General features: G+C 36.1%; 11 protein-coding genes and 4 tRNA genes. 6 read left to right on the plus strand and 9 right to left on the minus strand.

What is annotated here, in order from left to right; genetic code table 11:
• Positions 1-12: 12 nt before the first annotated feature.
• From ACP3T3_RS16615 to ACP3T3_RS16640, 6 genes are all read right to left on the minus strand, one after another.
• Positions 13-342 (minus strand): T9SS type A sorting domain-containing protein, encoded by a 330-nt coding sequence (locus ACP3T3_RS16615; protein ID WP_426476928.1) that lies wholly within the window; start codon positions 340-342, stop codon positions 13-15.
• 283 nt (positions 343-625) lie between these two features.
• Positions 626-697, minus strand: a tRNA-Glu gene (locus ACP3T3_RS16620).
• 63 nt (positions 698-760) lie between these two features.
• Positions 761-832 (minus strand) — tRNA-Glu (locus ACP3T3_RS16625).
• A gap of 82 nt (positions 833-914) precedes the next feature.
• A tRNA-Glu gene (locus ACP3T3_RS16630) sits at positions 915-986 on the minus strand.
• A gap of 10 nt (positions 987-996) precedes the next feature.
• The gene (rpsT, locus tag ACP3T3_RS16635; RefSeq protein ID WP_002983073.1) at positions 997-1251 is read right to left on the minus strand and encodes a 30S ribosomal protein S20; all 255 of its coding nucleotides are present in this window, start codon (positions 1249-1251) and stop codon (positions 997-999) included.
• Between the two features lie 57 nt (positions 1252-1308).
• Positions 1309-1638: a hypothetical protein gene (locus ACP3T3_RS16640; protein ID WP_426476929.1), complete on the minus strand. Its 330-nt coding sequence runs from the start codon at positions 1636-1638 to the stop codon at positions 1309-1311.
• Positions 1639-1911: 273 nt separating this feature from the next.
• Here ACP3T3_RS16640 and ACP3T3_RS16645 point away from each other — a divergent pair, with 273 nt between their 5' ends.
• On the plus strand, positions 1912-4074 hold the full coding sequence (locus ACP3T3_RS16645; protein ID WP_426476930.1) for a zincin-like metallopeptidase toxin domain-containing protein: 2163 nt from the start codon (positions 1912-1914) through the stop codon (positions 4072-4074).
• Positions 4074-4373, plus strand: coding sequence for a hypothetical protein (locus ACP3T3_RS16650; protein ID WP_426476931.1), 300 nt, complete (start codon positions 4074-4076; stop codon positions 4371-4373). The genes ACP3T3_RS16645 and ACP3T3_RS16650 overlap by 1 nt, the downstream gene beginning before the upstream one ends.
• A gap of 232 nt (positions 4374-4605) precedes the next feature.
• On the opposite strand, the gene ACP3T3_RS16655 is transcribed toward ACP3T3_RS16650, so the two are convergent.
• Together ACP3T3_RS16655 and ACP3T3_RS16660 are read right to left on the minus strand one after the other, a co-directional pair.
• Positions 4606-4677, minus strand: a tRNA-Glu gene (locus ACP3T3_RS16655).
• A gap of 59 nt (positions 4678-4736) precedes the next feature.
• Complete coding sequence (locus tag ACP3T3_RS16660) at positions 4737-6023, minus strand: N-acetylmuramoyl-L-alanine amidase family protein (protein WP_426476932.1); 1287 nt, start codon at positions 6021-6023, stop codon at positions 4737-4739.
• A gap of 53 nt (positions 6024-6076) precedes the next feature.
• Between ACP3T3_RS16660 and ACP3T3_RS16665 the strand changes: the two genes are divergently transcribed.
• The 3 genes from ACP3T3_RS16665 to ACP3T3_RS16675 all read left to right on the plus strand — a co-directional run bounded on the left by ACP3T3_RS16665 (position 6077) and on the right by ACP3T3_RS16675 (position 9633).
• Complete coding sequence (locus ACP3T3_RS16665; RefSeq protein WP_426476933.1) at positions 6077-8662, plus strand: putative LPS assembly protein LptD; 2586 nt, start codon at positions 6077-6079, stop codon at positions 8660-8662.
• Positions 8663-8797: 135 nt separating this feature from the next.
• Positions 8798-9178, plus strand: a complete 381-nt coding sequence (locus ACP3T3_RS16670) for a RidA family protein (protein WP_034694591.1) — start codon at positions 8798-8800, stop codon at positions 9176-9178.
• Entirely contained in the window at positions 9178-9633 is a 456-nt protein-coding gene (locus ACP3T3_RS16675; RefSeq protein WP_426476934.1) for a hypothetical protein, read from the plus strand. Before ACP3T3_RS16670 ends, ACP3T3_RS16675 begins: the two co-directional genes overlap by 1 nt.
• A gap of 67 nt (positions 9634-9700) precedes the next feature.
• Here ACP3T3_RS16675 and ACP3T3_RS16680 read toward each other — a convergent pair whose 3' ends face one another.
• Positions 9701-11230 carry a trypsin-like peptidase domain-containing protein gene (locus ACP3T3_RS16680; RefSeq protein WP_426476935.1) on the minus strand — a complete coding sequence of 510 codons (1530 nt, stop codon included), beginning with the start codon at positions 11228-11230 and terminating at the stop codon, positions 9701-9703.
• Between the two features lie 340 nt (positions 11231-11570).
• Between ACP3T3_RS16680 and ACP3T3_RS16685 the strand changes: the two genes are divergently transcribed.
• Positions 11571-12932 (plus strand): rhodanese-related sulfurtransferase, encoded by a 1362-nt coding sequence (locus tag ACP3T3_RS16685; RefSeq protein WP_426476936.1) that lies wholly within the window; start codon positions 11571-11573, stop codon positions 12930-12932.
• Positions 12933-12960: the final 28 nt, after the last annotated feature.

The raw sequence follows: 12960 nt of genomic DNA on the forward strand, positions 1-12960 counted from the left end.
TTACTTATTGAATTATTTGATTAATATTTTTCTGGAATATGTTTTCCCTTCCTTAGTCTGTACATTCATTATATAAACACCTGCGGGCTGTGGTTTGCTGAATTCCTCCCAGAAGTGCTGTTCCCAATACCATTGTTGATAATCATCTTCGTTAAATCCCACTGCATTGAGCGGATTGTCTACCCGGCAGCCCAGGCATGCTACTCCGAATACACCCGAACTTTGAGCGTGAGCATAAATTCTGTTCTGAGCAAAAGATATTGTACCGGCAGAAAATAGAAATAGAGCCATCAATACGGCTTTAAAAGAGAATTGATTTCCTAGGAATAAATTGAATTTCATGTTATATGTTTAGAATAAATAGTTTTATTCAAATTTAAACATTAATAGAATAATATTTCCATTGTTGGTGATATTTTAATGAAATTTAATATGACTTTGTCATTGGTATGGACAATCATACTCCAGGTCTGGTTGACAGGTTTGGTTGGAAAAGTATTGTTTAAATTAAGCTTCAGTCTGTATAATTGGCCGGTCAAATGCGTAAATCTGCAGTTGTTTTTTAAAGAAATTACCGAAATGTTATGTATTAGAAACGAAAAAAGGACTTTGAAAAGTCCTTTTGTAGCCCGTAGGGGAATCGAACCCCTCTTACCAGAATGAAAATCTGAGGTCCTAACCGATAGACGAACGGGCCCTCTATCTTTCATTACCAAGTAATGTGTTAGATTTTTTGTTTTATAAGTATCAACTCTTATTGTAGCCCGTAGGGGAATCGAACCCCTCTTACCAGAATGAAAATCTGAGGTCCTAACCGATAGACGAACGGGCCGGTTAGATTTATTTTTAATATAGCTTTTCTACTGTGATCTTTATAAAACCACCGTTATTACAGTGGTTTTATAAGATGTAAGTAGCCCGTAGGGGAATCGAACCCCTCTTACCAGAATGAAAATCTGAGGTCCTAACCGATAGACGAACGGGCCGGCTATATTGTTACGCTAATTTATTAACGTGCTTTGTTAATTTGCTTTTCAAGTTAGCCGCTTTGTTTTTGTGGATAATATTTTTCTTAGCTAATTTATCCAATAAAGCGATAACTTTTGGCAATTGTTCTGTAGCAGCAGCTTTGTTCTCTTCATTTCTTAAAGCTTTTAAAGCTGTTCTAGCAGTCTTGTGGTAATATCTGTTACGAAGTCTTCTAGTTTCGTTTTGTCTGATTCTTTTTAGTGCTGATTTATGATTTGCCATATCGTTTAAATGTGAGTGCAAAACTATAAACTTTTTTTTAAACTACCAAATTTATTTTTAAAAAAATTTATTTTCTTCTGATAGGTACTTTCTTAGTTTATTTATTGCCTGTTCTATTTTTAAATTTTCCTGTTCTTTCTCTAATTTTTTGATCGTATTTCCCAGCATGATCAGTGCGTTGTTCCATTCCCCAGTGGTATTGGTGAAAGTAAGTTCGTCAATTGTTACTTCAAAAGCAACCCTTTCTCCAGTCCTGTAAAGCCTGAAACTGATTTTATCATCTCTGCCTGTAATCCCGCCTTCATTGATTTGTAAATCGTAACTTTTTGGGTTAGAGTGGATTTTCTTAAAAAGCAATTTCGCTTCTTGTATTTTTAAATCCGGCATGATATAAAATTTGGTAGTCTGTAGACAACTACAAACAATGATTTATCAATAATATTTTTCATCAGTGTGACCATATTTGTGTAACCAATATGGAAAATTTTTGCAAATATAATGCTTTTGTCATATATAACAACACGGAATGCTTTTTTCAAAACAATTCTTAATACAAATATGGGTAACGGCAAGATTATGAGCAGAAGATTCAAGTAAATAAATTTAATACGCCGTGTTTTGTCGTTCCTCACATCTACATTTGGCTCAAATTCAAATGATATGATACAAAGATTAGATTATGTTTTAAGCAGAGAAATTGACAGTCCTTTAGGAAAAAACAGTGTGTTTTATGAAACCTTTTTTATACCCCCAGAGTTAAAAGAAAGCTATCCCAAATCAGAAAAGTACAGTGTGGTTCATCATCAGGCTGTTTTTTGCGAAAGTGGGACAGAAGTTTTTGACAGGTATGAAAAAGATCCTATAGAACCTGATTACTTTACAATTTATTACGAAATGACCTCCAAAAATACCAGTAATTTTTTTGGAACAGCGTGTCGGGTAAAAATGGGAGATTATGCAAGGGAGCAATTGATAAAACACTATTACAGTAAGGGAAAAACAATCAATTATGATGGAAACACCTTAGACAGAAGTGTTTCAGATTTCAATAGCCTTATAAAAGTGATTGCGGAAGATTATGGGATTAATACAACCCTTTTGAAAGGTGCTATTTACTTGGAAATTTTAGATAAAAGTAAGATAAATGATGCCTTCAAAAAAATATCTTCATTGAACAACCAATTGGCAGATTGGTTAAAGGGAGGCATAGAAGCTACTGAAAAATGGAAGTTCACAGAGGAAAACTACGACTACATAAAATATTATGTATTGCCTATGTACAGCAACTACCATAATAGAATAGGAACAATCGGCTATCCGCAACAGGAAATGAAATACAAACCTGTAATTCCAGTTCCTTTTCCCAACAATCAATACAAGAATATGTCTGAGTCCCCACATATTGTGGCAAACGGTTTGAAAAACCTTAAAGACTTCATTACTTCATTTGATGAAATTTCTACTGCTGCCGTTTTCAATATTGTAAAGGCTACACCTACTATTGCGGATGATATTCTTTTTGCTGTCACCTTTTTAGTGAAAAATGCCATAGAAGACAATATGCCTGAAAGTATTAAAATTGTGTACAATAAGCTAAAAGCTGTTTTTAATGATTTGTTGAATGTTGTTTCAGGAATTGAAAATTTTATAAAAGTAGAACTCAATAGTGAGATCGCTAAAATAAATGCCTTCCTATGTGGTTTGCTGAATGGGTTAATCTCATTGGTACAAACTATTATTATGCTTTTGGCAATGGTGGTTGAAAAATTTCCACTTTTTGAAATAGAAAAAAGCAGTCCTTTGGAATTGGCAAAGCATCAGGAAGAACTCGAATTTATTGAGGATTTTGTAGATTTATTTGCCAAAAACTCTAAAGAATTTTTTGAAGGTATTAAAAATCTCTTTAGTGACGGAAAGATATGGAAAGAAATTTCTCAGTTTTTTGATATGCTGAAAAAGAAATTTATCCAAATAAAAGACCTGAATGAATATTTTTGGGCATACTTCGTTGGTGCCGTTGCTTTTGAACTTATCTTGGATGCTATTATTGCATATTTTACAGGGGGAAGTTCTTTAGTAGCCAGTCTTTCTACCAAAATTAGTAGAATGGCTGCTAAAGCTGAGCAATTAGGAGCGAAGGGAATACACCTCACCAAAAATATAGGTAGGAAAATAGCTAATACCGCCAAAGATCTTTACAAGTGGTTGGAGAAAGAGTTTTTAGAAATGCTGGAAGCTATAAAAAGTGGTAAAGTTGCGGAATGGATTAGAAAGAAAATTGATGCTATATTTGGGGAAGGAAATAAGCCGTTGGGAGAACTGTCAGGTTTAACTGATAATGAGTTGGACTGGATGGCAACCCGAAGACTAGATGAGTTTGGAGGGAAAATATTGACAGCTAAACAAATCAGAAGACTAAGAGGACTTCTTAAAGAAAAGGGTATAATCCTTATAATGGAGGATGATATAAGAAGTATTAAAAGACTCTTTACACCTGTAATGGGCTACAGTAATGTAGATGACTTGTTTTATTTTATGAGAAAAAATGGAATTGCAGGAGGGTTTGATGCTGTCAATAGACAACTAGTGCTTCCCAAAAATATTTCAGAGTTGGTTGCTTTCCACGAAATGTCTCACGTAAAACATTTTGAGCAATTAGGAGATGTATATCATACGTTAAGTACATTAGAAAAGGAAACCTACGTTTGGGGGCAAACTTTAGCCAATAGGCATAGATGGTCAAAAGAAGAATTTGAGGAAGCACTGTACTATATCAATAAAGTTAGAAAAGATTTTAATTTAGAACCAATAAAAATAAAGTAATGAAACAGACAGAAGATAAAATTAGAGAAAAGGCAATAAAAATTATAACTGACTTAACAGAAGGAGCTTATGGTAAAGACAATATAATAAATATCAATTTTCAAAAAGATGATGAGTTATTAATTCCTAAAGGCAAAATTATAGACTCTTGGACGGTTTCAGTAAAATCCCTTTTTGATAATAGAGACTTTTTAATTCTTTCGGATGAAACAGGAGAACCGATATATTATCAAAATTTCAATTATATTACAACTGAAATTATTAAAAATAATGATGGTATTTATCAATACAAAAAATAGCAACATAAAAAGCCGTCTTCTCAGACAGTGTTTTAAAACACTATGAATAATGTTTAATAGCCACTTTGGACATTGTTTTATATTGTTTAACCAATTTTCAGTTAAAAGAAAAGTTTTCGAAATTCATCCTGCACAAAGCATATACGAGCGTACTTTTAAAATCCGTGAAGATACTATTGACTTTTGGAATGGAAAATCCCTGATCAGTAAGATTCAGGGATTGTTTTTGTTGTAGCCTATAGGGGAATCGAACCCCTGTTGCAAGAATGAAAATCTTGAGTCCTGACCACTAGACGAATAGGCCGAATTTTGAGGTCGCAAAAGTAGGAATTAACTTTTAAACATCAAAATTATTTTCTGGATTTATTTGTAGACTCTTTGTATCACCGTATTTTTGATACCTTTAGCATCAAGCTCTTTCTGAAGCTTCACAGCATCTTCCAGGGTGTACACCTTTCCATACGTATAATAGAATACGCCACTGTCTTTGTTTCGTTCCACATCTTTTAAATTCTGCAGGATATAAGAATTGCCATTCAGCTTATCACCGGCAAATACTTCTATAGTATAATATCCCATACTGATTCTCTGATTAGGCATAAATCCAACAGCAAAGGCATTCCTGAATCCTGCATCCTTGGCAGTTTTAAGATTAATATCTTTTACAGAAGCCATATTGGTTACAGCGTAATAATATTTGTATTGCCCGTTTTCCTTAAGTGTAAGAATATAATTCAGGCCTTTAAGGGCAGGATCATTTTCATTATACTTCGTAGGAGAACTCATCAATAGGATTCTGAAATCATTTTTCAGGGGAACTTCTGCCGGCTTTTCAGGCTCAGGCTTTCTGACAGCAATAGAACCGCCGGATTTTCTGTCAATTGCCTTTTTATAATCAATAACAGCATTGTAAATACTTTCTGCAATTTCAGTCTGCCCTTTATCTGAAGCGATATAGTGACTTTCCTCAGGATGATTGATGAAGCCTGTTTCTATCAGTACGGATGGCATAGCATTCATACGGAGAACGTGAAGGTTTTTCTGAAAAACTCCCCTTGAAGACCTTTTATCCTTATTAACAAAGTTGTCCTCAACCAATCCTCCCAAAAGAAGACTAGATTCCAGATATTTACTCTGCTGAAGTTTCAGGGCAATCAATGATTCCGGAGAATCGGGATTATAAGAACCAAAAGTCTGCTTATCCTTTTCATCCAGAAAGATTACATCATTTTCCCTTTTGGCTACCTCAAGGTTTTCGTTATTCTGGTTAGGCCCCTGTACATACGTTTCTGTACCATAGGCTGTAGGTCTTTGGGAAGAATTACAGTGAATAGATATAAAAAGATCTGCTTTACTCCTGTTGGCCAGGTTGGTTCTGTCGGATAAAGAAGGATACTCGTCAATTTTTCGGGTATATATTACTTTGAAATCCCTGTTTTTTTCTAACATGGCACCTACTTTTAATGTAATAGCAAGTGTAATGTCTTTTTCTGCCACTCTTCCGATATCAGAATAAGTCCTGTTGGCTCCATGATCACTTCCTCCGTGTCCTGCATCCAGAACGATAGTAAGCTTCTTCTGAGAGAAAATAAAGTTACCGGTAAGGATAAGGAGAAATGATAAAATTATTTTAAAATTTTGTTTGTGCATCTTACAGTTATAAAAATTATATTAATTTTGGGCCTTAATTATATAGAATAAAATTGGCCAAAACCGTCTTCAAAAATATATTACAAATTTTAATTATCCTAATTTTTAACAATTTTTTAGCACAGAAAACTCCTGAAAAATTGCCTAAAAATGCGGTTAATGATACTATTTCCAAAAAGGATACCATAGTTGTAAAAAAAGAACCCTTAAATGATGTTCTCCGCACAAAAGCAGATGATCAGAGAAGAGATGTTCCGAAAAAGATGACATTCCTGAACAAAAATGCTCAGGTAAAATATCAGGATATGCAGATTGATGCCGATTATATCTCTATCGATGATAATAAAAACCTGATCTATGCCAGAGGAAAACAAGACTCTTTAGGGAAGATTATTGAACCGGTAATCACCACACAGGCCGGAAAGAAATACGAAACCAACGAATTCAGCTATAATACAAAAACGAAGCAGGCGATCGCTTTCAATGCAAGAACTGAAGAGAGTGAGGGCGTAATTATAGCTCAGAAAACTAAAAAATATAACGATTCCGTATTCGCAATGAGAAAAGCGGATTATACAACGGATGATTATTTCATCAAGAAAAAAGACACAGCAGCGGATTATTTTATGAGAGCTTATAATATTAAGCTGATTAAAACCAAAACAAAATCCCAGATCGTTACAGGTCCTATCCAGATGTTTATCGAACAGGTTCCTACACCGCTATACCTTCCTTTTGCTATTTTACCATTTTCAGATAAAAGAGCAGCAGGTATCCTGATCCCAAGTTTTGGGGAAAGGGAAGATGTAGGTTTCTTCCTGAACGGAATAGGGTATTACCAGCCGATTGGGGAACACTTTGACCTTAAAGTTTTAGCTGATATCTATACAAAAGGAAGCTGGAATCTGCGCCCTCAGGTGAATTACCAGAAGAAATACCGTTACTCAGGAAACTTTACGGCAGACGTTGGAACAATGGTAAGAGGAATCAAAGGTTTGGATGATTATACCAAAAACAGTACCTATAGAATCAACTGGACCCATTCGCAGGATTCTAAGGCCAACCCTTTCCTTACCTTCAGCGCGTCTGTGGATATTGTAAGTACCAAGTTTTATAACAACCCGCTGAACAATAACTATATTTTCAACCAGAATGTACTGAACACCCAGCAGAACTCTACAGTAACGCTTACCAAAAGGTTCCTGAAACTTCCGATGACCATTACAGGAACGGCATCTTATTCCCAAAACTTTGCAACGGGATTGGCAGACCTTCGTCTTCCACAGATGAATGTCGCAATAAACCAATTCTATCTTTTTAAATCAAGAACAGGAATCAGACAGGGGCTTCTTGAAAACATTACCGTGAATACCGGATTCAATCTTACCAATTTCGTAAATACCCAGGAAAATGAGTTATTTAAAAAAGAAATGTGGGACAAGATGCAGACAGGACTTAAAAATAATATTGCATTGGCAACCAATACAACATTGGCAAAATATTTCACTTTCAGCTTAAGTGCGAATATCGACAATGCTTTGACTACAAAAACGCTTAACAGATTTTATGATCCAGTAAAGAACGTAACCGTTGACGAGATCAATAAAAACTTTACAGGATATTCTACATTCTCTACCTCTGCCAGTCTTCAGACCACACTTTTCGGGATGATGAAATTCAAAAAAGGATCTGCAGTGGAAGCGGTAAGACATATGATGACACCAAGTGTGAGCTTTACCTACTCACCGGATTTCTCAAGTCCTAATTTCGGTTATTACAGAAATTATTACAATGCAAACGGAGCGCTGACGCCTTATTCTATTTTCGAAAAAGGAATTATCGGAAGCCCGTCAAGCGGAATGCAGGGAGCTTTAGGTTTCAATATCGGTAACAATATTGAAATGAAAGTAAAGTCGAAGAGTGATTCTACAGGAGTGAAAAAAATCAAGATTTTTGAATCCTTAAACCTTGCGGGAAGCTACAACTTCGCAGCTAAAGATCACCCATGGTCTGTATTTTCAATCAACGGTCAGTCTTCATTTTTCAATAATAAACTTACTGTAAATACCAGTCTTGCATTAGAGCCTTATAAAATTGATTTCGCACCGGGACAGGATACGGGAGTAAGAACAGAGCAGTTCGGGCACTTCAGTGTACAGGGGTTCAATGTGCAGCTATCTTATCCTTTAAGCAGTGAGATTTTTGGAGAGAAGACGGATTATGCTAAAAAATATTCGTCGAAGGGAGAGGTCCGAAATGAAAATTATTATTTTGATGATGATCATTACGCGCACTTTGACCAGGCCTGGACGTTAAATATCAGTGCCAATTATGCTTATTCTAAAGGACTGAGCAGATTTGCCAATAAAATTGCATCCATAGGATTAGATGGTAGTATCAAGCTGACGCCTTACTGGAATATCAACGGAAGTACCCATTATGATATGGTTACTAAAGAATTGGCCTATACAAGAATTGGTTTTTCCAGAGATCAGCGAAGTTTTACCATCAATTTTAACTGGGTTCCTTTTGGCCAGTATAAAGTATATGACTTCTTTATTGGTATAAAAGCCAATATCTTAAGTGATGCACTGAAGTACAAAGACCGAAGCTTTACCCAGCCTAATGCACCTTTCTAATATCAGATTGGCATTTGACAATATAAATTTTATATTTGCAATCAATAAATCTAATGCAATCACTGCTGACAAGATTTTCTTAAATGAATTTTGTGGACAGTGATTCAATATGACATAAAAAAATAAATATCCGTTATGAAACAAATAATCAACACAGTTAATGCACCTGCAGCAATCGGACCTTATTCACAAGCTAATATGGCAAATGGAGTTTTATATATCTCCGGACAGATTCCTGTAGATCCTGCAACTGGTAAATTGGTAGAGGGAATTGAAAAGGAAACCCACCAGGTAATGAAAAACCTGGAAGCGATCCTTACTGAAGCCGGCATGACTTTTAAAAACGTTGTGAAAGCTACCATTTTCCTTAAGAGTATGGATGATTTTGCTGTAATGAATGATATCTATGCCTCTTACCTGGATTCAGAAAGCTATCCTGCCCGCGAAACAGTACAGGTTTCATGCCTGCCTAAAAATGTGGATATCGAAATTTCTATGATTGCACATCAGGATTAATGAATTTTATAAGAAATACAATTGCGGTTCTGGTAGGTCTTGGTATTGCAGGGCTTATTATTACTCTTGGTATAAGGGCTTTTCCGCAATGGGTAACTTTTGAGGCTTTTGCTCCGTTTGAGCACTGGCAAAGGTTTCTCTTCAGCATGAAAGATGACCATGCATTTTTCGGCTTCCTCCTGTTTATTTCCGGACTGGGAACTACTGTTGGGGGAGTTGCAACAGCCATAATCGTCAAATATGCCAAAGTAGCCTATGCTATTCTGATTGGTTTTATTATGCTCTTTATTGCGATGCTGGATGTAATTATTTTTCCATACCATCCAACATTTTATAAGATCTCTATATTCCTTACGTTCTTTCCTTTTTCCTGGATTGGCGGTAAAATTGTAGAAGTGATCTACGAGCGGAATAAGCAGAAAAGAATCGCTGAAAAAATGAATAAGCCTAAATAAAATATAAAAAAACGCTGCAGATCTCTGCAGCGTTTTTTTATTGATATGAAAACCAGTGGTTTTCTGATTAAGGCATTTTAAATCCTCTCTGGTAATTTCTTCCGTAGTCGTCCATGTATTTTATTTGTGCGGTTCCGGAGAATTTATTCAGTAAATTTTCCACATCTTTCTGCGAATTTACTGGCTTACCATTGATTTCTGTGATGATATAACCGTCTACAATTCCTGCTTTAGCCATTTCGCTTCCTTCTACAACATTTTTAGCAACAACTCCGCTATTTAAGCCATAATACGCTTTTGTTCTGTCATCAATGCTTTGGAATTCTGATCCGATTTTTTCAGTTACACTAAGATCCGCTTTTGTTCTGGTGGAGGTTCCTCCTTTCTGATCTCTAAGCGTTACATTAGTAGTACCCTCTTTACCATTTCTTAAATAGGTTACCTGTACTTTATCTCCAGGACGTTTGCTTCCAATTGACATAGAGAGATCCGCAAAATCAGTGATATCGTAGCTGTCTACTTTTGTGATAACATCTCCTTTCTTCAGACCTGCATCTTCTGCGCCGCTGTTTTCACCAAATCCTGTAATATAGATTCCAGAACCTACTTTCAGGTTAGTCTTATATTGTTGATTATATGAACTCACCAATTGATCATTTGAAAGATCTAAAGACTGAACGCCTAAGAAACCTCTCTGTACAATTCCGAATTTTTTGATATCCTCAACGATTTTTCGTGCCAGGTTGGAAGGAACGGCAAATCCGTACCCCTGATAATATCCTGTAGTAGACTGAATCGCAGAGTTGATCCCGATAAGCTCACCATTCGTATTCACCAGTGCTCCTCCTGAGTTACCCGGATTGATTGCAGCATCGGTCTGAATAAAACTTTCGATAGGGTTAGCTGCTTTTCCCTGGCTTCCCAGGATTCCGATACCTCTTCCCTTAGCAGAAACAATACCGGCAGTCACGGTAGAATTTAATCCAAGTGGATTTCCTACTGCAAGCACCCATTGTCCTACATCAATATTGTCAGAATTGGCAAAATTTAAATAAGGAAGACCTTTTTCTTCAATCTTTAATAACGAGATATCCGTGTTAGGGTCTGTTCCTACCAATGTTGCGATATATGATTTCTTGTTGCTCAGTACCACTTCCAGCTTATTGGCGCCGGCTACCACGTGGTTATTTGAAATAATGTAGCCGTCCGGGGAGATGATTACACCTGAACCCATTCCCGATGGTATATTATCGGGAGCCTGCTGCTGCTTCTGTCTCTGCTGGCCCCTTCCTCCGAAGGGATCTCCGAAGAAAAAGTCAAACAGATCCTGTTCTGAAGCTCTGCTTGCTGTTCTGTTTTGGTAATTTTTAATGGTTACTACAGCAGGAACTGTTGTTTTAGCTGCTTTTACAAAATCATCCCCTACTGCTCCTGTATTCATTCCTGCGAATGAGGTATTCGGTGCAGCTGTTGTAAAATAAGATTGATCTCCATTGTTGGAACCATGTCCGAAATATTGTAAAGCTCCAACGGTAGTAGCTCCGGATAATACTCCTACTACTGCAAATGGTAATAGTTTTTTTAAAGTACTCTTCATTGTATATCTTTCTTGTTTATTAATTAATTTTTCTTTTTATGTTTTTGAGTGAACAAATTTAATGTTAAATAAGTAAGCAATTAGCATGCTATGTTTCAATTTTAACTAAAATTTAACGGCCATTATATCATTTTGTGTCTTATGTCATAATTCCTGCTGTCAGAGTTAACAGAACTTAAAAAAAAATTAAAGAAAATATGGCAGACTTATCCTATAAAGTTATCCGTTATGTGTTGCTGGCCAGCTATTATTGTCAGGGGGTGATTTGTGTCATCAATATACTTAATTCAAAAATTCTTATCTTTGCAAAAATTTTATTCTCACTTAAAACGTTTATAGCATGCAACTGTATAACACCTTAAGCGCAGAAGAAAGAGCTCAACTTATTGCTGAAGCCGGTAAAGACCGTCTTACTTTGTCTTTCTATGCGTATGCCAAAATTGAAGATCCCAAAAAATTTCGCGACGAATTATTTATAGCCTGGAATGCACTTGATGCGCTTGGCCGTATTTATGTAGCCACTGAAGGAATCAATGCTCAGATGAGTGTTCCAGCAGATCAGTTTGAGGCTTTCCGCGATACGCTGGAAGTATATGACTTCATGAAAGGGATCCGTTTGAACGTAGCAATAGACCACGACAATTACTCTTTTTTAAAATTAACTATAAAAGTCAGAAATAAAATCGTTGCAGACGGTTTGAATGACGAAACTTTTGACGTCACCAATAAAGGGATTCACTTAAAGGCACAGGAATTCAATAATTTACTTGAAGATCCTAATACCATTGTCGTGGATTTCAGAAATCACTACGAAAGTGAAGTAGGACATTTTGAAGGGGCTATCACTCCGGATGTAGAAAACTTCAGAGAAAGTTTACCGATTATCAACGAACAGCTGCAGGATTTTAAAGAAGATAAAAACCTGTTGATGTATTGCACCGGAGGAATCCGATGTGAAAAAGCAAGTGCTTACTTCAAGCATCAGGGGTTTAAAAATGTTTACCAGCTGGAAGGCGGTATTATTGAATATACCCGCCAGATAAAAGAAGAAGGAATAGAAAGTAAGTTTATTGGTAAAAACTTTGTATTTGACCACCGTTTAGGGGAGAGAATTACAGACGATATCATTGCACAATGCCACCAGTGCGGAAAACCATGTGATAATCATACAAACTGTGCGAATGATGCATGCCACCTGTTATTTATCCAGTGTGATGAATGTAAAGCCGCCATGGAAAACTGCTGCTCTACAGAATGTCTGGATATCATACATTTGCCCTGGGACGAACAGGTGAAGCTAAGAAAGGGACTTCAGGTTGGAAATAAAATATTCAGAAAAGGAAAATCTGATGCTCTTAAATTTAAAAACTCAGGAGATTTACCGGGAAAACCTTTGGCAAAAGCTGAAACAAAAAATATCCGTCAAAAGATTGCTGTTAAAAAAGAGTTGATTGGAAAAGCAGAACATTATTACTCAAAATCAAAAATTGCCCAGTTTTTAATTGAAAATAAAGAATTGTCAGTTGGAGATAAAGTGTTAATTTCAGGTCCTACAACAGGTGAGCAGGAGGTTACCATTACTGAAATCTATGCAAATGGTGGACCTTGTGAAACGGCTAAACCGGGAGATCAGATCACTTTCGAACTTCCATTCAGAGTTCGTTTATCTGATAAACTGTACAGAATTGCACAAAACGCATAATCCTAAACGATAAAGCTTCAAAAGCTTG

This window comes from Chryseobacterium sp. CBSDS_008 (assembly GCF_049959325.1).
Classification (GTDB): domain Bacteria; phylum Bacteroidota; class Bacteroidia; order Flavobacteriales; family Weeksellaceae; genus Chryseobacterium.

Bases quoted from the DNA above. Each gene is read 5' to 3' on its own strand.
- ACP3T3_RS16660 (WP_426476932.1), bottom strand. From the start codon at position 6,023: ATGCACAAACAAAATTTTAAAATAATTTTATCATTTCTCCTTATCCTT.
- ACP3T3_RS16640 (WP_426476929.1), bottom strand. From the start codon at position 1,638: ATGCCGGATTTAAAAATACAAGAAGCGAAATTGCTTTTTAAGAAAATC.
- ACP3T3_RS16680 (WP_426476935.1), bottom strand. From the start codon at position 11,230: ATGAAGAGTACTTTAAAAAAACTATTACCATTTGCAGTAGTAGGAGTA.
- ACP3T3_RS16615 (WP_426476928.1), bottom strand. From the start codon at position 342: ATGAAATTCAATTTATTCCTAGGAAATCAATTCTCTTTTAAAGCCGTA.
- ACP3T3_RS16685 (WP_426476936.1), top strand. From the start codon at position 11,571: ATGCAACTGTATAACACCTTAAGCGCAGAAGAAAGAGCTCAACTTATT.
- ACP3T3_RS16650 (WP_426476931.1), top strand. From the start codon at position 4,074: ATGAAACAGACAGAAGATAAAATTAGAGAAAAGGCAATAAAAATTATA.
- ACP3T3_RS16670 (WP_034694591.1), top strand. From the start codon at position 8,798: ATGAAACAAATAATCAACACAGTTAATGCACCTGCAGCAATCGGACCT.
- ACP3T3_RS16645 (WP_426476930.1), top strand. From the start codon at position 1,912: ATGATACAAAGATTAGATTATGTTTTAAGCAGAGAAATTGACAGTCCT.
- rpsT (WP_002983073.1), bottom strand. From the start codon at position 1,251: ATGGCAAATCATAAATCAGCACTAAAAAGAATCAGACAAAACGAAACT.
- ACP3T3_RS16675 (WP_426476934.1), top strand. From the start codon at position 9,178: ATGAATTTTATAAGAAATACAATTGCGGTTCTGGTAGGTCTTGGTATT.